24 protein-coding genes are annotated in these 25,494 nt (G+C 43.9%); 4 read left to right on the forward strand and 20 right to left on the reverse strand.

Going from position 1 to position 25,494, the window contains the following annotated elements; all coding sequences use genetic code 11:
- Positions 1-13 precede the first annotated feature (13 nt).
- Complete coding sequence (gene opuCB / locus MHH79_RS17365) at positions 14-667, reverse strand: glycine betaine/carnitine/choline/choline sulfate ABC transporter permease OpuCB (RefSeq protein ID WP_003228349.1); 654 nt, start codon at positions 665-667, stop codon at positions 14-16.
- Positions 668-689: 22 nt separating this feature from the next.
- A complete protein-coding gene (opuCA, locus tag MHH79_RS17370) occupies positions 690-1,832 on the reverse strand; it encodes an osmoprotectant ABC transporter ATP-binding protein OpuCA (RefSeq protein WP_003243370.1) in 1,143 nt (380 codons plus the stop codon).
- A 263-nt stretch (positions 1,833-2,095) separates the two neighbouring features.
- On the opposite strand from opuCA, the gene opcR reads away from it, so the two are divergent.
- Positions 2,096-2,653 carry an opuC operon transcriptional regulator OpcR gene (gene opcR / locus MHH79_RS17375; protein WP_003228345.1) on the forward strand — a complete coding sequence of 186 codons (558 nt, stop codon included), beginning with the start codon at positions 2,096-2,098 and terminating at the stop codon, positions 2,651-2,653.
- 17 nt (positions 2,654-2,670) lie between these two features.
- On the opposite strand, the gene MHH79_RS17380 is transcribed toward opcR, so the two are convergent.
- Complete coding sequence (locus MHH79_RS17380; protein ID WP_340034759.1) at positions 2,671-3,306, reverse strand: NAAT family transporter; 636 nt, start codon at positions 3,304-3,306, stop codon at positions 2,671-2,673.
- Positions 3,307-3,455: 149 nt separating this feature from the next.
- On the opposite strand from MHH79_RS17380, the gene MHH79_RS17385 reads away from it, so the two are divergent.
- Both MHH79_RS17385 and MHH79_RS17390 read left to right on the forward strand, forming a co-directional pair.
- Positions 3,456-4,070, forward strand: coding sequence for a PH domain-containing protein (locus tag MHH79_RS17385; RefSeq protein WP_003228342.1), 615 nt, complete (start codon positions 3,456-3,458; stop codon positions 4,068-4,070).
- Between the two features lie 130 nt (positions 4,071-4,200).
- The gene (locus MHH79_RS17390; RefSeq protein ID WP_047183198.1) at positions 4,201-4,899 is read left to right on the forward strand and encodes a zinc ribbon domain-containing protein; all 699 of its coding nucleotides are present in this window, start codon (positions 4,201-4,203) and stop codon (positions 4,897-4,899) included.
- 35 nt (positions 4,900-4,934) lie between these two features.
- Here the strand turns inward: MHH79_RS17390 and MHH79_RS17395 are convergent, their stop codons facing one another.
- The gene (locus MHH79_RS17395; RefSeq protein ID WP_340034760.1) at positions 4,935-6,752 is read right to left on the reverse strand and encodes a zinc ribbon domain-containing protein; all 1,818 of its coding nucleotides are present in this window, start codon (positions 6,750-6,752) and stop codon (positions 4,935-4,937) included.
- 125 nt (positions 6,753-6,877) lie between these two features.
- Here MHH79_RS17395 and MHH79_RS17400 point away from each other — a divergent pair, with 125 nt between their 5' ends.
- A complete protein-coding gene (locus tag MHH79_RS17400) occupies positions 6,878-7,339 on the forward strand; it encodes a GNAT family N-acetyltransferase (protein WP_015384661.1) in 462 nt (153 codons plus the stop codon).
- Positions 7,340-7,384: 45 nt separating this feature from the next.
- Here MHH79_RS17400 and MHH79_RS17405 read toward each other — a convergent pair whose 3' ends face one another.
- The 16 genes from MHH79_RS17405 to cggR form a co-directional block, all read right to left on the reverse strand.
- The gene (locus MHH79_RS17405; protein WP_100505827.1) at positions 7,385-8,617 is read right to left on the reverse strand and encodes an MFS transporter; all 1,233 of its coding nucleotides are present in this window, start codon (positions 8,615-8,617) and stop codon (positions 7,385-7,387) included.
- Complete coding sequence (locus MHH79_RS17410) at positions 8,595-9,512, reverse strand: TIM barrel protein (protein ID WP_015384662.1); 918 nt, start codon at positions 9,510-9,512, stop codon at positions 8,595-8,597. The genes MHH79_RS17405 and MHH79_RS17410 overlap by 23 nt, the downstream gene beginning before the upstream one ends.
- Before the next feature lie 3 nt (positions 9,513-9,515).
- Positions 9,516-10,193 (reverse strand): PIG-L deacetylase family protein, encoded by a 678-nt coding sequence (locus tag MHH79_RS17415; protein ID WP_015483702.1) that lies wholly within the window; start codon positions 10,191-10,193, stop codon positions 9,516-9,518.
- On the reverse strand, positions 10,156-10,914 hold the full coding sequence (locus MHH79_RS17420; RefSeq protein WP_327844811.1) for a WbqC family protein: 759 nt from the start codon (positions 10,912-10,914) through the stop codon (positions 10,156-10,158). The genes MHH79_RS17415 and MHH79_RS17420 overlap by 38 nt, the downstream gene beginning before the upstream one ends.
- Positions 10,887-11,768: a GNAT family N-acetyltransferase gene (locus MHH79_RS17425; protein ID WP_340034761.1), complete on the reverse strand. Its 882-nt coding sequence runs from the start codon at positions 11,766-11,768 to the stop codon at positions 10,887-10,889. The genes MHH79_RS17420 and MHH79_RS17425 overlap by 28 nt, the downstream gene beginning before the upstream one ends.
- Positions 11,769-11,784: 16 nt before the next feature.
- Entirely contained in the window at positions 11,785-13,020 is a 1,236-nt protein-coding gene (locus tag MHH79_RS17430; RefSeq protein WP_309530077.1) for an aminotransferase class V-fold PLP-dependent enzyme, read from the reverse strand.
- The gene (locus tag MHH79_RS17435) at positions 12,986-13,915 is read right to left on the reverse strand and encodes an NAD-dependent epimerase/dehydratase family protein (RefSeq protein WP_251217534.1); all 930 of its coding nucleotides are present in this window, start codon (positions 13,913-13,915) and stop codon (positions 12,986-12,988) included. The genes MHH79_RS17430 and MHH79_RS17435 overlap by 35 nt, the downstream gene beginning before the upstream one ends.
- Complete coding sequence (locus MHH79_RS17440; protein ID WP_340034762.1) at positions 13,912-15,042, reverse strand: DegT/DnrJ/EryC1/StrS family aminotransferase; 1,131 nt, start codon at positions 15,040-15,042, stop codon at positions 13,912-13,914. Before MHH79_RS17440 ends, MHH79_RS17435 begins: the two co-directional genes overlap by 4 nt.
- Positions 15,043-15,090: 48 nt before the next feature.
- Positions 15,091-16,425, reverse strand: a complete 1,335-nt coding sequence (locus MHH79_RS17445) for a nucleotide sugar dehydrogenase (RefSeq protein ID WP_015483706.1) — start codon at positions 16,423-16,425, stop codon at positions 15,091-15,093.
- A gap of 261 nt (positions 16,426-16,686) precedes the next feature.
- The gene (locus tag MHH79_RS17450) at positions 16,687-17,964 is read right to left on the reverse strand and encodes a M20/M25/M40 family metallo-hydrolase (protein WP_063334678.1); all 1,278 of its coding nucleotides are present in this window, start codon (positions 17,962-17,964) and stop codon (positions 16,687-16,689) included.
- A 180-nt stretch (positions 17,965-18,144) separates the two neighbouring features.
- Entirely contained in the window at positions 18,145-19,437 is a 1,293-nt protein-coding gene (gene eno / locus MHH79_RS17455) for a phosphopyruvate hydratase (RefSeq protein WP_003228333.1), read from the reverse strand.
- A 29-nt stretch (positions 19,438-19,466) separates the two neighbouring features.
- Positions 19,467-21,002 (reverse strand): 2,3-bisphosphoglycerate-independent phosphoglycerate mutase, encoded by a 1,536-nt coding sequence (gene gpmI / locus MHH79_RS17460; RefSeq protein ID WP_003228330.1) that lies wholly within the window; start codon positions 21,000-21,002, stop codon positions 19,467-19,469.
- Entirely contained in the window at positions 20,995-21,756 is a 762-nt protein-coding gene (gene tpiA / locus MHH79_RS17465) for a triose-phosphate isomerase (protein ID WP_003243394.1), read from the reverse strand. The genes gpmI and tpiA overlap by 8 nt, the downstream gene beginning before the upstream one ends.
- Positions 21,757-21,786: 30 nt before the next feature.
- Positions 21,787-22,971 carry a phosphoglycerate kinase gene (locus tag MHH79_RS17470; RefSeq protein WP_003243051.1) on the reverse strand — a complete coding sequence of 395 codons (1,185 nt, stop codon included), beginning with the start codon at positions 22,969-22,971 and terminating at the stop codon, positions 21,787-21,789.
- 316 nt (positions 22,972-23,287) lie between these two features.
- Positions 23,288-24,295, reverse strand: a complete 1,008-nt coding sequence (gene gap, locus MHH79_RS17475) for a type I glyceraldehyde-3-phosphate dehydrogenase (protein WP_003219957.1) — start codon at positions 24,293-24,295, stop codon at positions 23,288-23,290.
- 46 nt (positions 24,296-24,341) lie between these two features.
- Positions 24,342-25,364 carry a gapA transcriptional regulator CggR gene (gene cggR / locus MHH79_RS17480; RefSeq protein ID WP_009968188.1) on the reverse strand — a complete coding sequence of 341 codons (1,023 nt, stop codon included), beginning with the start codon at positions 25,362-25,364 and terminating at the stop codon, positions 24,342-24,344.
- Between the last annotated feature and the right edge of the window lie 130 nt (positions 25,365-25,494).

Genomic DNA, 25,494 nt, shown 5'->3' on the forward strand with positions numbered 1-25,494 from the left:
CAGAGCCAACTCCTTACGAAACTTCCTTCATCCCTTGTAAGCCTTTCGGCGTCACCTTTCGTTCTGTCACGGCCAGGACATAATCAATAATAATTGCCAGAATTGTGACAGGCACGGCACCGCCAATGATATATTCAGGCTGGTATAGGTTCAGGCCGATAAAAATATAGTCCCCGAGGCCGCCTCCCCCGATAAACGACGCAAGTGTCGCCCAGCCAATTAGGTAGATCGTTGATGTGCGGATCCCCGCCATGATGATGGGAATCGCCAGCGGGATTTCAACGAGCCGAATCTGCTCCCAGCCGGTCATGCCAATCCCTTTCCCCGATTCCAGCAGGTTTTTATTTACACCTTTAATGCCGGTATACGTATTGCGCAGGATCGGCAGCACCGAATAGAAAAATAAAGCGACAATCGCAGGCACTTTTCCTACACCGAGAAGCGGAATAAAAAAGGCTAAAATCGCCAGACTCGGGAGGGTTTGCACAATGTTTACGAAACCGATTACCGCACCTGCGCCTTTTTTCATTCTGGTAAGAGCAACGCCGAGCGGCACTGCAACGATAATGCCCAATACAACGGCTATGAGTGAAATATATAAATGCTCTCCTGTTTTATACAACAGCTCTCCGCCGTTCGTTTGCAAAAAAGTCATCATTTGATTCATCTTAAAAGAGCTCCTCCCCTGGTCAGATCGTCATGAGCTGGTTTTCCTCGTCGCCCCAAATGGAATCGTATACGATATCAACGAGGCTCGCTCTTGTCACAATCCCTGCTAAATGGTTCTGTTCATCGACCACCGGAACATACTTGATCCCCTGCTTCAAAATTTTTCGGACTGTATCGCGAAGAAGCGCCCCTTTTTGAACGGTATATATATCTGAACGGTATACATCGCCAACGATGCTCGCTTTTTTGCGGTTTTGATCAATCATTTCCACATCAACATAGCCCTTCAGCACGTTTTGCCGGTCCACAACGAGCAGCGAGTCAACACGTTTTTCTCTCATCAGCTGAATCGCCTGAGAAAGCGTTTTGTCCGCAGATACCGTCACCGGCGTTCTGTTCATCATTTGCTCTACCCGCTCGATATCCGGTCTTGACTGAATCAGGCGCTCTTTCCCGATAAATTCTTCAACAAACTCATTTGCCGGGTTTCGAAGAATCTCATCAGGTGTGCCGACTTGAACGATTTCTCCCGCTTTTAATATCACAATCCTGTCAGCAAGCTTAATCGCTTCATCCATATCGTGGGTTACAAACACAATCGTTTTGTTTAAGGTTCTCTGCAGTTTTTTGAATTCTTCCTGAAGGGAATCACGCGTAATCGGATCAAGCGCTCCGAACGGTTCATCCATTAAAATGAGAGGGGGTTCCGCTGCCAGGGCGCGCAGCACGCCGATTCTCTGCTGCTGTCCGCCGCTGAGCTCATGCGGATAACGGTCTAAATACTCTGGGCCCATATCCACAAGCTTTAACAGCTCGCGCGCCCGTTCTTTCCGTTTTTCCTCAGGCCATTTCAGCAGCTTTGGTACGAGTGAGATGTTCTGCTGGATGGTCATATGGGGGAACAAACCAATCTGCTGAATCACATAGCCGATTTTTCTTCTCAGCTCAACCGGGTCCTGTTCCATAATATTTTCTCCGTCGATAAAAATCCTTCCAGACGATGGTTCTATCAGTCTGTTGATCATCTTCATCGTCGTCGTTTTTCCACAGCCGCTCGGGCCGATAAAACAGATAAATTCACCTTTGGCAATATCTAAATCAATGCTGTTCACAGCTTTTTTGCCGCCTTTATATACTTTTGACACTTGTTCCAATTTCAGCAATCCGTGCACCTCCGCAGGTTTCCTTTAAATTTTCTGAAAAGTATAATCCTTATTATAGTTTGAATTTTGTAAAATAAAAAGTTTACAATGTGTTGAAATTATATGTTATTTATAGATTATTTATTGTTATGACCGAGACGGAAAGGGTGTTCTTACAATTACGCCGGATACCTCCCACTCCCTCAGCATTCAGCTATTTTCAACACCAGGAAGAAATATGATATATTGACACCATCAATTTCCATTTGAAGGGATGATCAGCTGTGAAAAAAACCGCTCTCGACATCATTGAACATGCTGAAGAGCATCTCATTGAGAAGATTGCCGAAAATATGCATACGTTTGGAATGCCTTCAACTGTCGGACGTGTGCTCGGAATTATTTATATGAATCGAAAACCAATGACCTTAAGCGAGCTCTCTGAGGCAACGGGCATGAGCAAAACACGGATGAGCCAGGTTGTCCGGGAAATGATCGATGCCAATATCGCCGAAAAGGTGTTTGAAAAAGGCGTACGAAAAGACCTTTATGACGTCGAGCAGGATTATTATCAAACCTTCATTTCTTTATTCGCGGCGAATTGGACAAAGGTCGTGAGCAAAAACAAAGTGCTGTATAAAAAATTAAACCGGGAGCTGAGTGATCTTTTACAAAGGGACGGGCTTACCCCGGAAGCGGAAGAGAAAGTCAATCAGCTGCTGAATGAATTAAAAGAATGGCTTCATTACTATGATTGGCTGAGCAGGTTGATTGAATTTTTTGAGAGTGAGGAAGTCTTTCGGTATGTGCCGAAAACAAAAGAAAGCAGCTCTCTAAAATAAGAGAGCTGCTTTTTGCATCATGAGGTTAAGAGCGGAAACATGCCTTTCAGCCCGGCACCAATCATCCCGACCGCAACCACGGCTAAAATTAATCCCATCAGTCTGGTAATCACATTCATCTCGGTTTTTCCGAGTTTGCTGCTGATAAAAGCAGAATAGTGGAAAAAGAGAAAGGTCAGGGCAATAACGGCAACTATGCCGATCATGACAGCCACATAATGACCAATGCCGCTATGCCCGGCGGAAAGGCTCATCACTGTTGCAATCGTTCCGGGCCCAGCAATGATCGGAATGGATAAAGGTGTGACGGATATATCCGCTTTTTCCTTGCTTTCCTTATGTTCATCATGGTGAAGAGATTGCACGTGTGATTCTTTCGCATTCAATAGATTATAGGCAATGCCGAAAATGAATATGCCGCCCGCCACTCGGAGCGCGTGAATGTTGATATCAAACAGTTTAAAGATAAGATGGCCGAAAACCAAAAAAGCCGCGAGAATAAAAAAGGATAAAATAGCTGCCTTCCGGGCAATCGCTTTTCTTTCCGCTGCAGTATAGCCTTCTGTCAGCGTCAGAAATATCGGTACGTTTCCGATCGGATTTGATACTGCGAATAAAGAAATGAAGACGTGAACGATGAATGAGAACATCATATACCTCCTTGTTGATAGTCTCTACACAGGAAATAGAATTATTCTCCACCCTTTTACCCGGAGGCGATTTCCCGGTAAACCTTTATAGCCTGTCAGAAACGCGCCATGCTACAATGAAGTGACAAATTGAATAGGAAGGACGTATACAGATGTTCAAAAAAATTGCGGCAGATGCCTTGGGCTTATCTGATATCGGAAAAATTATCGAACCTCAGGACTATGACAAAACAGACGCAGATGATTATGTCATGCATGAAGATAATGAGAAAATTTATTTCTTGATTAAAACAAAAGCAGACGAGTATTGCTTTACGAACCTGGCCCTGATCCATGTAGACGGCGAACGCGCCACTTCCTCAAAACGAACGTTGAAACGCTATCCTTATTCGCAATATAAAATCTCTGACGTTTTTCTTGAAACTGCCGGAAAAGTGGATTTGGATGTTGAAATTAAGTTCAAGCTGGGTGGTGAACAATTCGACATTGATGTCCACAAAGACCAGATTGAAAAGTTAAAAGACCTTTATAAAGCACTGCTTCGCATCGCTGAAACAACCTATGAAAATGACATTTTAATCAATCAAGCGGAGCAAAGCTTAGATAAAGCAGTGACGATTCTTCACCATACCCGCCCTGAGCACGTCAATATTGAAACGCAATATAAAGAGCTGACCGAATTCGGATTCACTTGGCTGACATCCGTTCGTTCGCAGTATCATATTAAGGATTTTGGGGATGTATTTGAGAAATATATGAATAACTAGATAAAAAAGACACAGCTGCTATCAGGCACGTGTCTTTTTTTGTATGAATATTGATTACTTTACAACTTTTTTCTTTTATAATAAAACTATTAGTCTATTTTCCCTATATTACATGTAAAGGAGTTATTTTATGTATTGTCCTCAATGCGGCCATCAAACAGATGGCGGAAATTTTTGTGAGAAATGCGGATCACCGCTCCCCGGTCAATCAGGCCACCAGCATCCAGCTCAAACCGGAGCCGCTGCAAAGCAAGCAGCAAAACAGTTCGGTTCATTTGTCTTATCCGTCCTGAAACGCCCTTATCAGGAATGTAAAACAACAGGCGGAGAGCAGCTGATCAGCGCAATCATTACGATGGTTCTTTTTAGTTTGCTGACCCCTTTGATGTTTTATATTCTTTTTTCAGACGGTCCCGGAAGCGTAAGCTTTACAGCAATCTTCTTAGAGCCAACCATTTATTTTATTTTATTTCTATTTGGCCTGCATGCATTCATCTTTTTCGCCCTGAAAATCGCGGGAAACCAAGTATCTTTCAAGGATTCATTCTCAAGATTCGGAGCGTTTCTCATACCGTTTACGGCTATTTTGATTCTTGCCCTTTTCTTCTTTTTATTACATACAGACATTTGCTTTACCATATTAGCCGTTGGTTTAATCGGTGCATTCTTCGCCATTCCTCCTGCGATGCTGAGCAGTTACCAGCATTCATATAAAGGGAAAATTGATGTCATTTACTCAACGATTGTGATTTATCTGATCATCTGCGTTACATTTCAGCTTATTATCGAACACTATGTCAAAGAAATTTTCCGTTATATGCTCTTTTAAAAACAACCCCATCACCTGCTGGTGATGGGGTTGTTTTATTGAATAGACGTTAAGTAAATTCTTCCGTTCTTCACTACGCCGGTATAAGTCCAGTTATATGTTCTGAGCTTTGGACTGCCGCCTGATTTTGTGATATAGAATTCTTCATACGTCTTAATCGTGATAGCCGACCCATTTTGGCTCCAGCTTTTCACTTCACAGTTATTAAAGTCTTCTGTTGTCCCCTCTTTATTTAATTTCGACACGAGATGCTGCTGGTCGGAATAAAGGGAACTGCCTTTTTCAAGGCTGTCTTCCATCAGTGAGAAATTATTTTGATTCACGGCATCTGCCTGACTTTGCAGATAACTGCCCATAAATAATGTCACTTGTTCATCTGTAACATTGCCGCTTGCAGAGCTTTCACTGCCCTTGTTTTTCGAGCCAGCCCAGGCGGAAATGTATGTCTCTGGTTTATCATTTTTGATTTTCTTTATATTTGTGCCTGCAGATTCGAATGTTGATTCTGCATCTTCGAAAATCCACTTTTTCTGTTTTTTATTATATGAAAGAAGATATTCATAACTCGGACTGTCGTCAGTCATTTCAGATTTTGTATAGTCGTTATACGAAGAAGACTGGTGAAGTTCTTTTCCTGTTACCGATACCTGCCACGTTCCGTCGTTTTTCTGAGAGAGGGCAAATGTGTCCAGGTCAAAATCAGTTTCCAAGTATCTATCTTTTAAGTATGAATCCGCACTTTTCATAGAATCGACGGTGTCCTTCGTCTCCGCCTTCCAATTAGCACTTGCCTCTGTCATCTGGGCTGTATTCCCATCAGATAGAGCTTTGGAGTATTGTTTTGTTGTTTTGACAATTGTGTTCATAATCTGTTCCTGTGTATCTTGATCAGGAATTAACGTTAACTCCATTTCTTTATCATCGATCGGAACGCCGGCAGTTTTTGTTTTTCCCCACGGAAATTCTGCCTCGACTGAAGCTGTCATTGATCCATCTGTCAGCAGCGGACCGTATGTTACGGATTTGAATGGGTCTTTATGAATCGACTTGCCGTTAATCAGCAAATCTCCCTTCCCGCTCTTGATGTCATCCGCTAAGCTGAATGTCACATCGTCTGCTTCCAATGAGAGATCAACACGAAAGCTGCTATCGCCAACCGCCTGAATGTCTTCCTTTTTCACAAGGTCAACGACATCGTTTTTCAGTTTGGCTGAGACTGTATATTCGCCGGGAATGTACGGACCAAGGGTTTGTGCTTGATCTGCTTTCTTTACAGATCCGGCTTCCTCTTTATTGACATATAGATCGGTATTTTTATAATTGCTGCTCACTTCAAAATAAACAGGTGCTACCTTTAAGTCATAATGGTCAAAGACCAGCAGGCTTTTCCCGTCTTTTTCCGCATATACGATATCCTTCTGGGCTGTTTCATCACGCAGCGATGCAAAAAGTTCATCTTTTTTGTCTGGATGATCCTTCAAATATGTAAGAAACGGTTTTACATTATTTTTAGTGAGTTTAAGATTGTCATTTACCGGTGTAAGGAGAGTCGCGATTTGGTCCTGATCCTCATCATTTACGGCCTGTTCAAACTTGTCGACTAACCTATCCTTTGAAGTAAAATACGCTCCTGTTTTATAAGCGGCGAATAATATAACGCACGCTGCGGCAATGCTGCTCCATAAAATGATGGTTTTCTTTGGGATCGGTTTTCGCGGAACCTGCCTTGTTTCTGCAGTGCTAGCTGTTTCTTGATTTGCCTGTTTGCTGCCCCCTCCGATCGGGGTGCCGCATTGTTTACAAAACTTGGCTCCTTCATTATTCTGGGCGCCGCAATTCTTACAAAAAAACATGACTTTCCTCCTATTCTACTAATTTGATAACATTTACTGCTTTTCATATTTTATAATAAAACAGAATGAAATTGGGAACGAATGAAAAAATTAAATGTCTATCAGACTAAAAAGGTGGTACGAATATGCAAAAGCTCAGGATTGAATTAGGAAAAGAAACAAATGACGAATTATATGATCTATTGCTGCTCGCCGATCCATCGAAAGACATTGTAGATGAATATCTTGAGAGGGGAGAATGTTACACAGCTTGGGCCGGTGATGAGCTTGCAGGTGTTTATGTATTGCTAAAAACAAGGCCGCAAACAGTTGAAATTGTAAATATTGCGGTAAAAGAATCTCTTCAGAAGAAGGGCTTTGGCAAACAGCTTGTACTTGACGCCATCGAAAAAGCGAAGGAGCTGGGGGCGGACACGATTGAAATCGGCACGGGGAATTCCAGCATTCATCAGCTTTCTCTCTATCAAAAATGCGGATTCCGCCTTCAGGCGATCGACCACGATTTCTTTGTCAGACATTATGATGAGGACATTTTTGAAAACGGGATTCAATGCCGCGATATGGTAAGGCTTTATTTGGATCTTTAATAAAAGAGCTGCCGCATGATCATCGGCAGCTCTTTTATATAGAAATTAAAAAAACTGATTCGCTTTTTTTCCGGTATCCCGCTGCATTCCTTGCCTCACTGACAATATAAAAAAAGTCAGGACGAGAGTCAGACCGACAGCCAGAAAAATATAATCAGCGTCCATAAACACAAGAAGCACTGTGTAAACAGCTGCTGAAAGAGGTTCTCCCATCTTTACAATAGAAAAAATAAGCGCGAATATTCTTCCGAAGTATTCAGTCGGAACCGTCTTTTGAAAATACAGAACCGTTTGCACATCAATATAGGAGATGATGACGCCCAGCACCAAAAAAATGGCACATTCCAGCCCGCTAAGCGGAAAAAACAAAAACATAATGAGCAGCCCTACCGCTGTTAAAGTTCTGGGATAAAGCCGTTCTAGCCGCTTCGTATTCCACTTGAAAAATACAGCAAGATTCCCTAAGAGCATACCGCCCTGAAACATTGAATACATGATAGCGAACCATACGGAATAGTTCTCATGAAAACGTTCCACTGCAAGAATCGGCCCCATTACAGAAATAAACCCGGCAATGACAAGATTTACGATAAAAAAATAACCGACAGCAGTCATCCAAGATGAGTTGCCCTTCAGCATTCTGTAGCCTGTCTTAAGGGCTTCTGCCCCTTTGCTTTTTAGGCCGGCAGATTCTGAAATGTGAATAAGGGCAATCAATGCAGCGGATACGAAAAATGCCGTCCCATTTATGAGAAACAGAAGCCCAAACGGAATCGCCGCAATCAAAACGCCGCTAATCAGCTTTCCGACGATCAGACCAATAAGTTCGCTAGTGTTAATTAATGAAGTCGCCTGATCGAGATGTTTCTGAGGGACAAGCAGCGGAATAAGCGCCACTTTCGCCGGGGAAAAGAGCATCGATTGCAGCGATAAACAAAATGCGGATACACCAATGATCCATACAGTTAACAAACCGTTCGCACTAAGGACTGCCAAGAGAATCATAATGACTGCTCTTCCGGTATTACACACATACAATATGGATTTTTTTCGTATTGAATCAATTAAAGGTCCGGTAAACATTCCGAATGTCAATGGAACGAGCTCGATAAAAGAAATCACCCCGACTAATATTTTGCTTCCGGTCAAATCGAGCACTAGAAGCGGAAGCGCGATGAGCCAGACGCCATCCGCCGCGGAAGAAAATACTTGTGCAGACCAAAGCTTTGCATAATTTGGTGTTCGATATGCCGAATTACGTCCGCTTTTTTTCTTCATCAGAAGCACCGCCGAACCATTCTAATGTTCTCCATGATTCTTTTCTTTGTGTATAGTCCTCTTCCATCACTTCAAATACGATACCCGTGCCATCCCCGCGGTGTATCTCCTTTAACATCTCCGCCGCTTGTCTGAGCAATGGTTCATTAATCGTTCCTTCAGCGGGATGACGCCCTTCAAAACAGCGGACATCACCATGCGGGAAGGCTAGCTGGCGAAACGAACTGAAATGATAATGTTTAATGCTGTCCTTTAAGGAAAGAAACTGAAAAAAATCAGGGTATCTCAGCTTTTCATCCCTGAACATAAGTGATGATGACAGATGTGTCTGATAGGTAATGGCCCAATGACACAGATCCCATGTAATGCCGACATGTTTTAAACCGAGCTGAACCAGCTCCTCAAAATCCTCAGGATAAATAAAAATCGGGTCAAAGTCTTCGCCCAGATTCCCGATAATCGGCAGATTTTCGACTCCAATCCATATATCCGTCCCTTTCAGCTCATCATCAAACGCCGCAAAAAATTCAATGACTTTTCTGCGATTTCCTTCTAAGTCATAGCTTTGAAATTCTTCAACCGACATAAATTGATTGGCATGAACAGTTATGCCTTTAGCGCCGTACATATCTGCAAGCTCTGCAAAATGCAGCAGACGGTCCTTTATATGCGCTTCGTGAACATAATCCGCATTGTCGGTGGGAAAATGAAGTGTCAATAATGACGGCTCAAGCTGTTTTGTGTAATCAAGTGTCCGCTTGAAGGTTTTCACATAATCGGTTTCTTCAAACGACTTTCCGTCGAAGATGTTGGCTTCAAGACCGTATCCTGCTTCGACCCACTTTTTATCAATTTGCTTCGGGTCTAACCCGAAAAACGGTATTTGCGCAATCATCCGTCACCACGTTCCTCTCACAAGCATAAATGCTTCTGCTGCAGAAAAACCCGATTTAGCTCCCCATACGTATGCGTTATTTTCTATCGCTTGCAAGGAGCGCGGATGCGGGAAATCCCTCAGCTCCGAATCATAGCACGCCATGGCCTTCAGCTTCAATTCAAGCTCTTCTTCTATATTAATGAAGAAATTCGCATGGAATTGATCCTTCTTCAAGTAGTTCCACTCTGTCGAGGATAAGGTCTCGTATGCCAGAACCTGTTTTACGGAATGACCTGGAAGCGGGCGGGTTGCCGTCATCACCGCTCTGAATACAACAGCATGGTCAATATTAATGTCACCGCCGTATTGTGTATATACGATATCGGGCTGAAACCGTTCAATTTGTTTTTCTGCCTCTTTTACGACATCCAGCAAATCCATTGAATCCAGCCTGTTATCAGGAAGGTTTAACCTGACAAAATCGCTTATGCCGAGCGTGCTAAGCGCTTGTTCCGTTTCACTATAGGAATGCTGCATGATCGAATCACAAGGTTTTTCATAGTCTTCTTTTCTAGACGATTTTCCTTCAGCCATAATAACAGCCGACACACTGTCTCCTTGACGGACATGTTTCGCCAATGCTCCGCCGACGCCGATAATTTCATCGTCCGGGTGCGCCGCAAATACCATTACTTTCATTATATTGTCCCCCTTTGATTAACGTCTCGCAAATATCCGCGCCGCAGTTCATAAGCATATCAAGCATAGAGAGATGAGGAATGTGCTCTCCGAACAACTGCGGATAATGGATGGCCCTGATTTGCTGGTATTCGATTGTAATTCCGCTTCTATCAAAATCACTTTCTATTAAATAGTCTGATCCTTGGCTGCCTGAATAATAGTGATCAGCCCCAAGTTCCTTACAAAGCGCGAGCACAAAATCACTCTTTTTTTCATTCCGGCATTCGAGCTCCGACACATAGCAAATTGGGGTCGATATGCGAAGTTCCCGCAGAAAAAAATCAATGATGAACATATTTAAATCATGAAGGTACTCCCATTCCCGCTGATAGACATCTTTAAAAAACATTTGATATTCCTCGAAATAGGGAGCCTTCGCATAATTCATTTTAATCGCCATCCAGTGTTTCTTCCGCCAGTCCTGCTCTTGGTCGATTTTCATATCACGAAGCTCGATATCCTTATAATTTTTCATCTGCAAAGGAACAGTCAGCCACATGGGGCCTTGGGAAGTCTTGATTCTGTTCCGATTGAGAAATCCCTTTTTCTCAAACTGGGCTGTATCGTGAATGGCAAATACATCTGATTTATGGATTTTTTCAAAAAAACCATACCAGGGGAGATAACTGGACTGATGGCCGCTTACCACTTTTACTCCGTTTCTGTGAAATGTCGACATCGTTTCTCTTCAGCTCCCCAATATCGTTTCGGTCTGGCAATTTCTTTACTGTGGGAATATCCAAAATCAACCCATTGCAGTTTCTTGCCGATGGCGAATGATAAAGCGTTCCGCATCAGCAAATAAGAGGCCTGCGTTTCTTTTCCGGCAGGGCTGTTTACATTCTGCCAATAATAGAAATGGGAATGGTCATATAGAAAAATACTGCTGCTGATCATGTCAGTCTCAAGAAATGCCCCCACCCAAAAGACTTGCCTTCCAAGGCTTTCTAGCAGCTTTTGAAAAAAATCCTGACTCAGCATATAGGCTGCGCCGATAGCTGCTGTATGCGCCTTATACAATTCGTAAAATTCATGAATCGATTCCTGTCCAATTAGGCGGACGGACACATTTTTCTTTTCCGCATATCTGACGGCAGTCCGGGCTTTTCCTGAACAGTTTGTCCATAGCTCTTCAAATGTATCGGGAAGCGGCAATATGTGTGTGGCTTTTTCTGCCCAATGTTCTCCCGTTTCTTCGATAAAAGAAGTTTGGCCATGCGGAAGCAGGAGCCGCGATAATTTCTGTCCAAATAAAGCCTTGATTTCGCTTTGCAGCCATTCAAATGAAATCGGACGGTCTGAAATGACGCCGCCGTATCCTATCATATTCCCGCTGAGCAAGCCATTCTGCTCAAACACCGGAACATATATCACTTGTCCGCCGTCCGATGTCAGCTTAACAGGGTGAAACGAGGTATTGGGGAGCTCCTCCATGAGCTTCCCCCAATCATAGCTTTGAAACAATCCAGCCTGAAAAATGCCAGCGGCTCGATCCCATGCTTGACGAGTTACCAAATTTGCTGTTTTTTGCACGATATATCACCAACATTCATTTCTTATTCTTTTGCTCTGCATACGCTAAAACGGTTTCAGCAATATACTTCACCTGCTCTGTACCAAGAGGCGGTTTGAACGGCAGTGAAAGAACCCTTTTCCACAGAGAATGTTCATCCTCTTGCCGTGAATAAGGCTGATACAGCGGAATAAGGTGCAGCGGAAGGTAGTTCCAGCAGGTTTGAATCCCTTTTGCCGCTAAATAAGCAGAGCAGTCGTACCTTTCCCCTTCATGAGGGAAGACGATTGTCAAATAGTTCAGGCTTTCTCCCTCCAGCGGCTGAATCATCTTGATCCCGTATAACTCTTCTGCCCGTGCAAAAATGTATTTTGCCGTCTCCAAATTTCTAGATGAGTCTCTCACCAGCCGCTCCATCTTTGACAGCTGGTATTCGATAATGGCTTGCCTCACCGGATGCATTCGCAATAAAGGGACAGTAGCAGGTTTTTTCGGAAGAACTTCAAGCTTGCTCGTTTTCATAGAGGTCTGAACACCCGTTTTTCTGAATAAGAAGGATAGAGTCCTAGATCTCATCAAACCCTGTATTCGCTGCTGTCTCATATAAGCATCATAATCAGCATTGACTTGCTTTCGCTGTTCCATTGGCAGCCTGCCGTTTTTGTCCAGAACTTCTTTTCGGGCGATTAACGCTCCTCCTCCTATACTGCCGAGGGGCTTTGACGGTCCAAAGCTCAAGATGCCGAAATCCCCCAAACCGCCTGCAAAGGTTCCGTCTTGTTTTGTAAACATGGCCTGAGCGGCATCGTCAATGACACGAATACGCTTTTCTTTCGCCCACTCGATAAGTTTCATGTTTTCCTGCCGGCCGTAAACGTGTGTCAAAATGACAGCGCATGTCCTCTCGGTCACTTTGTTTTTCACATCTTCAAAGGATAGGGACAAATCATTATCCAGATTGGCAAACACTGGGGAAGCTCCGGTTTGAAGCACAGCGTCAATTACGTTTGGACAGCTGAATGATGAAAAAATCACTTCTTTTCCAGGCCCCGCTCCGGAAAATGTCAATGCAAGCACCAACGCTGCGCTTCCACTCGAAGTCAATTCGATGCTCTTTCCATAGCGTTTTTCCAATTTTTCTGCCAACGTTGTTCTTTTAGCTGAGATTAAGTAGGTGAAAAAACTTCTGCCTGAAAGCTGCCCCGGATAAATCGGAAACTTGATCTGTTTGGGGTTTTCAGGATAATGGAAGTTTTTGTTTTTGTCTTTCAATTTTAATCAGCCTCAGGCCTTCATCTAGGTTAATTTTAGGAGCATATCCAAGCAGACGCTTTGCCTTCTCAATCGAAGGAGCACGTTTGAAAATTTCAATGTCTTTCCCCCGGACACCATCCTCGCCCAGCTTTTTAAATGTATAATGCTCTTTCTCCCTGCCAGTCATCACGTTGATTTTCTCTGCCAGTCCTTTTATAGTGATTGGCAGATCGTTTCCTATGTTGAAATCTTCATAGGCACTCCCTTTGTACAGCAGCGCAAGGTATGTTCCGTTCACGATATCACTAATGTAGCTGAAGCATCTGATTTGGCCGCCGTCTCCGTAAAGAGGAAGCTCCGCGCCAGCTTCGGCCAAACTGAAGAACTTGTTTATGACAAAGTCCTGACGCTGCTTCGGGCCGTACACATTAAAGTATCGGACAACTCTGACATGCAGTGAGGCTGATGCCTGCCCCTTCAAATATTCCTCTGACTTTAATTTTGCTTTTCCATAAGCGGATTTAGGGAGCTTCTGGCTTGATTCCGTATATGGATAATCTGGCGAATCTCCGAACACTTCTGAGCTGGAGGAAAAAAGAAGGGTCTTGATCCCCAGCTCCTTGCATACCTCCGTTACGTTTTTCGTTCCTTCAAAATTCACCTTGATTACGTCCTCTTCATTGCTGCGGCAGCTGTCTACTCCGACCATTGCCGCTAAATGAACGACAGCATCTGCTCCTTTTAATGATTCCCGAAGCGATTGACGGTCTAAAATATTGGTTTGGCGGAATTCTGCCTGAAAATCCGGCTTTTTTTGATCAGCGATGATCGTATGATAGCCTTTCTTCTGTAATAACCCCGCTAATTCACTTCCTATAAAACCTGCTCCGCCTAAGATAGCAATGTGTTTCATTGTCCGACCTCCTGGCTTAAAGATAAAACATCTTTAATTGATTGAACGATGTATTGACAATCTTCCTTCGATAATTGGCTATAAAGAGGCAGTGATACAATTTCAGGAAAGATGCGTTCAGTTACCGGCAGCTTTGCAGGAAAATACTCTCTATAGTAGGGATGCATATGCACAGGGATAAAGTGGACACTCACCCCAATATGTTTCGCTTTCATCTCTTCAATAAACTGGTCTCGGTCCATTTCTTCGTGTTTTTTCACCCGCAGAATGAACAAATGCCAGGAATGTGTGATATGGCTAGGGATGTCTGTTAAAGGAAGTTCTGCTCTTTCTGGATGATTGATAAGCTCAGACGCATAATAGTTTGCGATTCTGGTCCGTTTTTCTTGGATTTCAGCAGCCCGTTTCAATTGAATGAGCCCAAGAGCAGCCTGGATATCTGTCATGTTGTACTTAAAGCCGGGAAGTAACACATCATATCGCCAGCTGCCCTTTTCACCGTATCGATTCCAGGCATTTTTTGTAATGCCATGCCATCCATACAGTCTTGCTCTTTCGGCAGCCTCTTCATCCTTAAGAATAAGAGCTCCTCCTTCTCCCGTCGTTATATTTTTAGTGGCATAAAAACTGAAGCATACGGCATCTCCATGTGTGCCGATCATCTTCTCGTTATACCTCGTCCCAAGCGCGTGTGCGGCATCTTCAATCAAGTACAGTCCATTTTCCTTGCATATCCTGCTAAGCTCATCCAAATTTGCCGGATAACCTGCAAAATGGACCGCAATGACCGCTTTTGTCCGCGGTGAAAGCTTTTGTCTCACATCTTCCGGATCTATACATAAATCATCCTCGCAAATGTCGGCAAACACCGGGGTTGCTCCTACATGCAAAATGACGTTTACACTTGAACAAAACGTGAAGCTTGGAACAATGACTTCATCTCCTTCTCCTACACCGAGTGCAAGCAAAGCCATGTGTAAGGCAGCAGTTCCTGAATTACAGCTGATTACGTGCTCCGCTCCCAGACATTCGCCAAGCTTTTTCTCAAATTCAATCACCTTCGGACCTTTTGAAATCCACCCCGACTTGATCGTTTCAACTACAGTTTCCAATTCTTCGTTTGTCATATCAGGTCTGTGAAAAGAGATAAATTGTTTACTAATGACAGTTCCCTCCTATAGTGTGATAAGTTTTGCATTGTCAGCCATTTTTTCTCTGCAAATGTTTCTCGTATCGAAAATAATAGGAGCTGTATCCTGCAATATACTGTAATTGATATCATCATGATCGGTATGAATAATGACGACATCATATTGGTTGATCTGCTCCTTGGTGAAAGGGACGGAGTGCTTGATGCTGCCGTCTTCCAGGCAGATTTCACTGATAAAAGGATCATAGTAATCTATCGTGCATCCCTTTTTCATCAAATCATCGATAATTGCAAATGCAGAAGACTCACGAGAATCATTGGTATTTTTTTTATAAGCAGCACCTATTAATAAAATATTGCAGTGTTCTTTATCAACCAGCTTCATGGCATAGTCGGACACTGAAAATGGCATTTCAGAATTGATTTCATCCGCTAAATCAATCAGCTTTGTCTGCAATCCCTTTTGGTTAGCTATCCATTTAAAATAAAAAGGATCAATCGGTATGCAATGGCCGCCTACACCAGGGCCCGGGCTGAATTTTTGAAACCCGAACGGCTTCGTGTCTGCCGCATTGATCACTTCCCATATATCAATATCAAGTTCTCGGCAATTGAGTGCCATTTCATTGATGAGAGCTATATTTACATAACGGTAGGTATTCTCTAGGAGTTTAGCTGTTTCTGCTACTTCAGGTGAGGTTACTGGATGAATGCTTGTAACGATGGTGTTGTAAAACGCTGAGGCAAGTTTTGTGCAAGTCCGGGTCATTCCGCCGACCACTTTAGGGATATCGGCGACTTCGTAATGGCTGTTCCCAGGATCAATTCGTTCAGGTGAATAAGCTATAAAGAAATCGGAGCCTATGTTGACCTGCCGCCCTGCTGCCATTCTGTCAGCAATTTTTTGTTTTGTTGTGCCCGGGTAGGTTGTACTTTCTAAAATTAAAAGCTGATTTGGCCTTCCGTAAGCCAGCATGGTGTCAACTGCACTGTCTATGTAGCTAAGGTCGGGTATCTTATCTTTTTTGTTCAAAGGTGTCGGAACACATATCACAATAATGTCGCAGTGTTCTATGAGAGACATATTCTCACTCACTTGAAAACGCTCTGTGTGAAGTGCCTCTTTTAATTGGCTATCGTCTACATCTCGAATATGGCTGTGCCCGTCTTTCAGCAAAGAAACTTTTTCGCTGTTCCTATCAAAGCCGATGACGTTGTATCCTTTATTGACACATTCTAATGCAAGAGGAAAACCCACATATCCCATCCCCAATACACCTACAACAGCCTGTTTTGTTTCAATCAATTCTAAAAGCCGCTTATGACTGAGGTTTCGAGCTTCTTTTGTGACAGGATTCATTTTTGGACCCCCTATAAGATAGAAAAGGATATATTTTTACAAAATTAAACAATTATCGATCGATACTGCAATTATAACAAAAGTAAAAAAACGGTAAATGGGCTTTGTCTCCTTTTATTTGGTAGGGCATTATGATGCGATTTACGATTAAGTGGAATTTTTTATGCCTAAGAAAAGGTATTTATCAGGGGGATAATGAGAATATTTCCTCTATTTGAAAGAATATATAGAAAATTTTAAAAACAGGCCGAGGCCTGTTTTTTAATCTATATTTGCCTCTTGTACAGCAGATAACAAGAGCTGTCCCGCTTCGTTCAATCTTTCTTTGCTGATATGTGCGATGTTGTCTTTTTCGGTGTGATACCATGGCCCAGGCTCTTGCGTATCCGGACTGAGCCAAATCCAATTAGCCGAAGGTATGCCTGCTTCATAAAATGATACGTGGTCCGAGTATCCCAGCTGTGTGAGACGAGGTGCTTCAAGCTGTGCTCTCTGGGCAGCATTCACCGCATAATTGACACTTGCATTTTTCTTGCCATCCGGGGTCGTTATATACATTTGGCTTGCGTCTTTCCAGTCAGTCGCAATCATATCAGCATTAAAGTTTGCACGGCTGTGTTTGATTTCATCCGAGGTAAGCGTACTGACATAATATGAGGAACCCGCTGACCACAGCTCTTCAGCTCCGAAAAAGATAAAACGGATTTCTTTGTTTTTGGGAAGGTGCTTGCTTTGCTCAATCATCTCTAGTACGGCGGATGTGCCTGATGCATTATCATCAGCCCCAGGTGCATCTTTAACTGTGTCATAATGCGCAGTTACATAAAGAATATCCGGGTGTTTTGTGTGCTGCGCTTTGCGTGTCCCTATTATGTTTTGTGAAGTGCGGTTTCGATAGTCCTTAAATTGAATGACAGCCTGCTTTTCTTTCAGTAAGGCTTCCCCGTCTTCTTTTTTCATTCCGGCAGCCGGTATCGTGATATGTTTTGGTTTTACCGGACGGATCGCGAGAGGTTTTGTCTTGCTGTTATAAATAATGACAGCCTTTGCGCCGGCATCTTGGGCGTTTTTTAATTTCTGAGATACTGATATTTTTCCCTCTCTCATAACGGCGATTTTCCCCTTGGCTTCTTTTTCATCAAGATTGAGCCCATAGCCTCCGTCTAAGACCGCACCCTCCACTCTCTCTTCATTTTCCACAGCGCTCTTATCCGCTGATCGTATTGGATATTCATGATCGCCTGCCATTACTGAACCAGAATAATATGTTTTCACATGAAATGGCTGAATGCGAACAGCTAATCCCTCATCTTGAATCCGTTTCGATATGTATGACGCTGCTTCTTTTTCTTTCTCTGTCCCTGTTTCTCTCGGACCTATGACCTCACTCAGTTCATGAATGGTTTCATATGCATGCTCCTCATCAAACAACGGAGCCATCTCAGAAATAGAATGAGACTGTATCCCGTTCACCTGTACAGCTGAAGATCCCCATATGACGCTTCCAGCCAGTGCCGCTGACATCAAAATCATTTTCATTTTTACATTCCTCCTCTTATTCACCCCTTTCTTTTCGGTTTTGCTGTCTTGATTCCTTTAAAATGCAACAAAATGAACATTAGTTACCAAATCAAGGTAATGAGATAGGCGGAGAATAAAAGCTGAGGCTAGGAAAGTTTGCATAAAAAAGCCGCCGAGAAAATCCCGGCGGTCTTTTTATTACTTGTTTAAGTTGTAGAAAGAGTTGATACCGTGGTATTGAGCAGTTTCAGCCAACTGATCTTCGATGCGAAGAAGCTGGTTGTATTTCGCAACACGGTCCGTACGAGACGGAGCACCTGTTTTGATTTGTCCTGCGTTTGTTGCCACAGCGATGTCAGCGATTGTGCTGTCTTCAGTTTCACCAGAACGGTGAGAGATAACAGCTGTATAGCCTGCGCGTTTCGCCATTTCGATCGCATCGAATGTTTCAGTCAATGTACCGATTTGGTTTACTTTGATCAGGATAGAGTTGCCTACGCCGTTTTTAATACCTTCAGACAGTTTTTTCGTGTTTGTAACGAAGAGGTCGTCACCAACAAGCTGAACTTTTTTGCCAAGACGCTCAGTAAGAAGCTTGTGGCCTTCCCAGTCGTTTTCGTCAAGTCCGTCTTCGATAGAGATGATTGGGTATTTAGAAACAAGCTCTTCATACCAGTCAACCATTTCAGCAGATGTTTTCACAACGCCTTCGCCAGACAGATGGTATTTGCCGTCTTCTTTGTTGTAGAACTCAGAAGATGCAGCATCCATAGCAAGTTTAACTTCTTCGCCAGGTTTGAAGCCGGCTTTTTCGATTGCTTCAACGATTGTTTGAAGCGCTTCTTCGTTAGAACCAAGGTTTGGAGCGAATCCGCCTTCGTCACCTACAGCAGTGTTTAAGCCTTTTGCGCTTAATACTGATTTCAGGCTGTGGAAGATTTGAGCGCCCATGCGAAGTGCTTCACGGAAGTTAGGAGCACCTACAGGCATGATCATGAATTCTTGAATATCCACGTTGTTATCAGCATGCTCTCCGCCGTTTACGATGTTCATCATCGGTACAGGAAGCGTTTTTGAGTTGAATCCTCCAAGGTATTGGTAAAGAGGAATCTGTAAGAAATCAGCAGCAGCACGCGCACAAGCCATAGATACGCCAAGGATTGCGTTCGCACCAAGTTTGCCTTTGTTTTCAGTACCGTCAAGCTCGATTAAAAGCTGGTCGATTGCGTTTTGTTCAGTTACATCAAAGCCAAGAAGCTCTGGAGCAATGATTTCGTTTACGTTGTTAACAGCTGTTAACACGCCTTTTCCAAGGTAACGGTCTTTATCGCCGTCACGAAGCTCAACCGCTTCGTATTCACCTGTAGAAGCTCCGCTTGGCACTAATGCGCGGCCGAAAGCTCCTGTTTCTGTATATACTTCAACTTCAACTGTTGGGTTGCCGCGGGAGTCTAATACTTCGCGTGCATAAACATCAACAATGTATGGCATGAGTTTTGTCTCTCCTTTTGATTTTCAAATTATTTTTGAATTAAAGATGTTCCTGTCATTTCTTTCGGCTTTTCAACACCAAGAAGGTCTAATAACGTTGGTGCAAGGTCGCCTAGGATTCCGCCTTCACGCAGCGTAATGCCTTCTTTCGTTACAATCACAGGGACTGGGTTTGTTGTATGCGCAGTGTGCGGTTCGCCTGATTCTGTAATCAGAATGTCAGCATTACCGTGATCAGCGGTAATGATGGCATGTCCGCCTTTAGCAAGAATCGCGTCAACGACTTCGCCCAAGCATTCGTCCACTGCTTCAATTGCTTTAATTGTTGGTTCAACCATTCCGGAGTGGCCGACCATATCAGGGTTTGCGAAGTTAAGAATGATGGCGTCATGCTTGTCAGCTTCAATTTCTTTGACAAGCGCGTCCTTCACTTCATACGCACTCATCTCAGGCTTCAAGTCATACGTTGCAACTTTAGGCGAGTTGATGAGAATACGCTCTTCACCCGGGAATTCAGCTTCACGGCCGCCGCTCATAAAGAACGTGACGTGCGGATACTTTTCAGTTTCTGCAATTCGAAGCTGTTTTAATCCGTGCTGAGATAATACTTCTCCGACTGTGTTATCAAGATTTATCGGTTTAAACGCTACATAGCCGTCAACTGTTTCACTGAAGTGAGTCAGGCAGACGAAATACAGGTTCTTTGGATAATTCTCGCCGCGGTCGAAGTCACGGAAGTCTTTGTTTGTGAACGTATTGGAAATCTGGATGGCGCGGTCCGGTCTGAAATTATAGAAAATCACAGAATCGCCGTCTTGGATTTTCGCAACAGGCTCACCGTTTTCTTTTGTGATGACAGATGGAATCACGAATTCATCGTAGATACCATTTGCATATGAATCATCAACAACATCCAGGGCGCTGCGGTAAGATGGGCCTTCGCCGTACGCCATTGCGCGGTACGCTTTTTCTACACGGTCCCAGCGTTTGTCGCGGTCCATAGAGTAGTAACGTCCGGAAATGCTGGCGATTTCACCCACACCGATTTCCTTGATTTGATCGTTCAACTGGTTGATGTACGTTTTCGCTGTCTGCGGACCTACATCACGGCCGTCAAGGAAGCCATGGATATAAACCTTTGTCAGCCCTTCTTTTTTCGCAAGCTTTAACAGTGCGAATAAATGGTTGATATGGCTGTGCACGCCTCCGTCAGATAAAAGACCGAACAGGTGCAAGGCTTTGTTGTTTTCTTTCGCGTTGCTGATCGCGTCAAGGAATGTTTGATTGCGTTCGAACTCTCCTTCACGAATGGCAACATTTACGCGTGTTAAGCTTTGGTACACAATACGTCCCGCACCGATATTTAAGTGACCTACCTCGGAGTTCCCCATTTGCCCTTCAGGAAGACCTACAGCCTCGCCTGAAGCAGTCAATGTTTGATGAGGATACTGGTTCCAATAGCGGTCAAAATTCGGTTTTTTCGCTAAAGCGACTGCGTTCCCTACTGTTTCGTTACGTAATCCGAACCCATCAAGAATGATGAGTGCAGCTGGTTTTTTACTCATATTGACCTTCCTCCAATAATTGAACGAATGACTGTGGCTCAAGGCTCGCGCCGCCGACCAAAGCACCGTCAATATCGGACTCTGCCATATATTCTTTAATGTTTGCAGGCTTTACGCTTCCGCCATATTGGATGCGAAGCTTGTCTGCAGCTTCTTGGCTGAAGCTTTCAGCGACGGTTTTACGGATATGCGCACACACGTCATTCGCATCTTTCGCTGTAGAAGATTTGCCTGTTCCGATTGCCCAGATTGGCTCATACGCAATAACAGAAGCAGCAACTTGTTCTTCAGAAAGACCAGCAAGGCCTTTTTTCACTTGGTCAGCAACAAGATCATTTGTTTTGCCGGCTTCACGCTCTTCAAGCGTTTCACCTACACAGATGATCGGCACAATGCCGTGTTTGAAAGCTGCGTGTGCTTTTTTGTTAACTGTTTCATCAGTTTCAGCGAACATTTCACGGCGCTCAGAGTGGCCGATGACGCAGTAGTCAACGCCAAGGTCTTTCAGAGCAACCGGGCTGATTTCGCCTGTGAACGCGCCGCTTTCCTCGAAGTGCATGTTTTGAGCGCCGACTTTTAGGTCAGTGCCTTTAACAGCAGAAGCAAGCTTTTCTAAGAAAAGTGCTGGCGCGCAAACAACAGCTTCAGCTTTGTCTGCTGCTGGAATGGAAGATTTCACTTCTTCAACGAAGCTGACAGCTTCGCCGAGTGTTTTGTTCATTTTCCAGTTACCGGCGATAATTGGTTTTCTCATCTGTTCCACTTCCTTATAGCAGTTTTGAGATTATTTATCGTTCAGTGCAGCTACCCCTGGAAGCTCTTTGCCTTCCATAAACTCAAGGGATGCGCCGCCGCCTGTTGAGATGTGGCTCATTTTGTCGGCAAGGCCGAATTTTTCAACCGCTGCCGCAGAGTCTCCTCCGCCGATGACAGAGTATGTATCTTTCGCCTCTGCCAATGCTTCCGCAACCGCTTTTGTTCCTTGAGCGAACAAGTCGATTTCGAATACGCCCATTGGTCCGTTCCACACGACAAGTTTGCTGTTTTTGATGACGTCAGCATACGTTTCGCGTGTTTTCGTACCAATGTCGATTGCTTCTAAATCACTAGGGATTTCAGAGATCGGCACAATTTTCACGTTTGCATCGTTAGAGAAATCATCTGCAACGAGTACATCTTCAGGCATGTAGAAGTTAACGCCTTTTTCTTTAGCGCGGTCCATAAATGATTTCGCAAGCTCGATTTTATCCTCTTCAAGAAGAGATTTACCGACTTCATAGCCAAGCGCTTTTACGAAAGTATAAGCAAGACCTCCGCCGATGATCAGGTTGTCTACTTTATCAAGAAGACTTTCGATTACGCCGATTTTGTCTTTTACTTTCGCTCCGCCGATGATCGCTGTAAACGGGCGGTCAGGATTGGAAACCGCTTTTCCAAGTACATCAAGCTCTTTTTCCATTAAGAAACCTGCAACTGCTGGCAGATGCTCGGCAATTCCAGCTGTAGATGCGTGAGCACGGTGGGCAGCACCGAATGCGTCATTTACATATACATCTGCAAGCTCAGCAAATGCTTTTGCAAGCTCAGGATCATTTTTCTCTTCACCAGGATAGAAACGTACGTTTTCCAATACAAGAACGTCTCCGTCCTTCATCTCGGAAATTTGTGCTTTTACAGCATCGCCGTATGCTTCATCCGCTTTTTTCACTTCTTTGCCAAGCAGTTCGCCGAGACGTGCAGCGACAGGAGTTAAACGAAGCTCCTCAACCACTTCGCCTTTCGGGCGGCCTAAGTGGCTCGCAAGAAGGACTTTCGCGCCTTGGTCTGCAAGGTGTTTGATTGTTGGAAGCGCAGCACGGATACGTGTATCGTCTGTTACTTCCCCGTCTTTCATTGGAACGTTAAAGTCGACGCGGCAGAATACAACTTTGCCTTTTACGTCGATGTCTTTGAGAGTTTTCTTATTCATGCCTAGGAGATCCTCCTTCAAAATGGTTTGCATACAGCACGAAAAACGTGAAACCGTCTGTTCAAGCGATAACTCCGCTAGGGCAGATCGCAGTCTTTTTCGGCACAGGGCAGTTCGTCTAAAAGCCAGGGCAGCGGCCTTAGGCGAAAGCGCCGGCAAAGCTGCTTAAAACGCGGTCGTTTCTCTATCACAGAGCGTTTTCTGAAAGCCGGTCTTCATGGAAAAAGGGAAAGGGAGTCCGTCCCCTTCCCTTGTCCGCTTTCATTATAGCGCTTCTATTCGAAAGAACCAAGTCAGGTCCTTTTTCAGCTATAAATTAAAGACCTTTTTTTGCGATGTAAGCTGCAAGGTCAACAACGCGGTTAGAGTAGCCGCTTTCGTTATCGTACCAAGAGATTACTTTTACCATGCTGCCTTCCATAACCATTGTAGAAAGAGCATCGATTGTAGAAGAGTTTTTGTTTCCGTTGTAGTCGCCAGAAACTAATGGCTCTTCGCTGTAGCCAAGGATTCCTTTAAGGTCGCCTTCAGCCGCTTCTTTAAGAGCTGCGTTTACTTCTTCAGCTGTTACTTCTTGGTTCAGTTCAGCAACCAAGTCAACTAGAGAAACGTTTGGAGTTGGAACACGCATTGCTCCACCGTTCAGTTTGCCTTTTAGTTCAGGAAGAACTAGAGAAACTGCTTTAGCAGCACCAGTTGATGTTGGGATGATGTTTTCAGCTGCTGCACGCGCACGACGGTAGTCTTTGTGCGGAAGATCAAGGATTTGCTGATCGTTTGTGTAAGAGTGAACAGTTGTCATCATACCGCGTTTGATGCCGAATTTATCGTTAAGTACTTTTGCAAACGGCGCAAGGCAGTTTGTTGTGCAAGATGCGTTAGAGATAACATCGTGGTTAGCCGCATCGTATTTATCTTCGTTAACACCCATAACGATTGTGATATCTTCTTCGTTAGCAGGAGCAGAGATGATTACTTTTTTCGCGCCAGCTTCTAAGTGTTTCGCAGCGTCTGCGCGTTTTGTGAAGAAACCAGTAGATTCAACTACGATTTCAACGCCTTGTTTGCCCCAGCTAAGTTTAGCAGGATCGCGTTCTGCAGAAACTTCAATTGTTTTGCCGTTAACAACAAGGTTGTTACCGTCAACTGAAACTTCAGCGTCTAATTTTCCGTGTACAGAATCATATTGTAAAAGGTGAGCCAGCATGTTAGCATCTGTTAAATCGTTAACCGCTACTACCTCAACTTCAGGATTGTTTAATGCTGCGCGGAATACGTTACGTCCAATACGACCAAAACCGTTAATACCGACTTTTACTGCCATGATTGTTTCCTCCTTTAAATAAGTGAGAGATATTTATATTGAGGGATTATTCATCCCTTAATAACTTCTTTGCGGCTCCTTCGTCTGTGACGAGAACCGTGTTGCGTGGCTTTTTAAAGTAAGCCTCGATCGCTTCGGCTTTTGATGATCCGCCCGCTACCGCAATAATATCGGGGATGGCGTCTATGTCATCCAGCTGCATTCCGACAGAATGCACTTTGTGAACCACTTCGCCGTCCGCGTTAAAATAGTAGCCGAACGCTTCTGTCACCGCGTCGTTATCATCTATTTTCTTTAAGTCTTCTAAAGGCGTGTTTCTGCGCTGAGCCATAGTTTTAGCTTCGCCGATTCCATGAACCAGCATACTCGCTGATTTAATAGTGTTCAGCACCTCTTTGACAGAAGGCTCTTCAATAATAGATGAATAGGCGCCTTGTGACAGCTGTCCCGGAACAAACAAAAGCCGGTAAGTGCCTGAAGCCTTCTCCGCCATATGCGCGCATATGGTGTTCGCCTGGTTTTTCACGTCTTCGCCTAAACCGCCTCTTGCAGGCACAAACAAAAGCTCGCGGTTTTTAGAATCCGGCGTCATCATTTCGGCGACAGCTTCAATTGTCGTACCGCCAGTTACAGCGACGATATTTTTGCCTGAAAATCTTTTTTTCATACATGCGACAGCCGCTCTTCCCATTTCTTTTTTGACCCATGGGGATTGGTCGCTGTCTCCGGATACGATAATGGCATCCTTTAGATTTAAACGTTCTTTTAATGTCTTTTCCAAAAGAGTCAAACCTAAAACATCTTTCATCGTATCTTCCAAAACAGAAAGCAGTTCATAGCCCTCTTCTGTCAATGTCATGCCGTTTGTCTTAATATCGACCAGGTTCTGTTCCTTTAAAAACTGAACCTCGCCCCTCAGCACACGCTCGCTGATTCCGAGACTGGCAGAGAGGCTTCTTCGCCCGATGGGTTCTGTCAGCCTGATATACTGCAAGATTTCAAACCTCTTTTGCATAACGAGCAGAAGATCAGGCAATAATTTTTTTTGAGCTTGTATTAACTGGTTCATGACTCAAACGTTCCTTCCTTTTTTGCTGGACATTATATGTCCCGCTATGACAAAAAACGTCCCGTCATAGCCAAAAAAAATCATTTCTGCTTTCTTTAATTATTTTAACAGGGTGGAATTGTTTATTCAA

It is taken from the genome of Bacillus sp. FSL K6-0993 (assembly GCF_037977205.1).
GTDB classification, from domain to species: Bacteria; Bacillota; Bacilli; order Bacillales; family Bacillaceae; genus Bacillus; species Bacillus subtilis.

Bases quoted from the DNA above. Each gene is read 5' to 3' on its own strand.
- opuCB (WP_003228349.1), bottom strand. From the start codon at position 667: ATGAATCAAATGATGACTTTTTTGCAAACGAACGGCGGAGAGCTGTTG.
- MHH79_RS17440 (WP_340034762.1), bottom strand. From the start codon at position 15,042: ATGACAAACGAAGAATTGGAAACTGTAGTTGAAACGATCAAGTCGGGG.
- MHH79_RS17435 (WP_251217534.1), bottom strand. From the start codon at position 13,915: ATGAAACACATTGCTATCTTAGGCGGAGCAGGTTTTATAGGAAGTGAA.
- MHH79_RS17450 (WP_063334678.1), bottom strand. From the start codon at position 17,964: ATGAAAATGATTTTGATGTCAGCGGCACTGGCTGGAAGCGTCATATGG.
- MHH79_RS17395 (WP_340034760.1), bottom strand. From the start codon at position 6,752: ATGTTTTTTTGTAAGAATTGCGGCGCCCAGAATAATGAAGGAGCCAAG.
- MHH79_RS17445 (WP_015483706.1), bottom strand. From the start codon at position 16,425: ATGAATCCTGTCACAAAAGAAGCTCGAAACCTCAGTCATAAGCGGCTT.
- MHH79_RS17385 (WP_003228342.1), top strand. From the start codon at position 3,456: ATGTTCAAAAAAATTGCGGCAGATGCCTTGGGCTTATCTGATATCGGA.
- MHH79_RS17415 (WP_015483702.1), bottom strand. From the start codon at position 10,193: ATGAAAGTAATGGTATTTGCGGCGCACCCGGACGATGAAATTATCGGC.
- gap (WP_003219957.1), bottom strand. From the start codon at position 24,295: ATGGCAGTAAAAGTCGGTATTAACGGTTTTGGTCGTATTGGACGTAAC.
- MHH79_RS17405 (WP_100505827.1), bottom strand. From the start codon at position 8,617: ATGAAGAAAAAAAGCGGACGTAATTCGGCATATCGAACACCAAATTAT.
- MHH79_RS17420 (WP_327844811.1), bottom strand. From the start codon at position 10,914: ATGTCGACATTTCACAGAAACGGAGTAAAAGTGGTAAGCGGCCATCAG.
- gpmI (WP_003228330.1), bottom strand. From the start codon at position 21,002: ATGAGTAAAAAACCAGCTGCACTCATCATTCTTGATGGGTTCGGATTA.
- MHH79_RS17410 (WP_015384662.1), bottom strand. From the start codon at position 9,512: ATGATTGCGCAAATACCGTTTTTCGGGTTAGACCCGAAGCAAATTGAT.
- MHH79_RS17400 (WP_015384661.1), top strand. From the start codon at position 6,878: ATGCAAAAGCTCAGGATTGAATTAGGAAAAGAAACAAATGACGAATTA.
- MHH79_RS17390 (WP_047183198.1), top strand. From the start codon at position 4,201: ATGTATTGTCCTCAATGCGGCCATCAAACAGATGGCGGAAATTTTTGT.
- MHH79_RS17380 (WP_340034759.1), bottom strand. From the start codon at position 3,306: ATGATGTTCTCATTCATCGTTCACGTCTTCATTTCTTTATTCGCAGTA.
- MHH79_RS17470 (WP_003243051.1), bottom strand. From the start codon at position 22,971: ATGAATAAGAAAACTCTCAAAGACATCGACGTAAAAGGCAAAGTTGTA.
- eno (WP_003228333.1), bottom strand. From the start codon at position 19,437: ATGCCATACATTGTTGATGTTTATGCACGCGAAGTATTAGACTCCCGC.
- cggR (WP_009968188.1), bottom strand. From the start codon at position 25,364: ATGAACCAGTTAATACAAGCTCAAAAAAAATTATTGCCTGATCTTCTG.
- tpiA (WP_003243394.1), bottom strand. From the start codon at position 21,756: ATGAGAAAACCAATTATCGCCGGTAACTGGAAAATGAACAAAACACTC.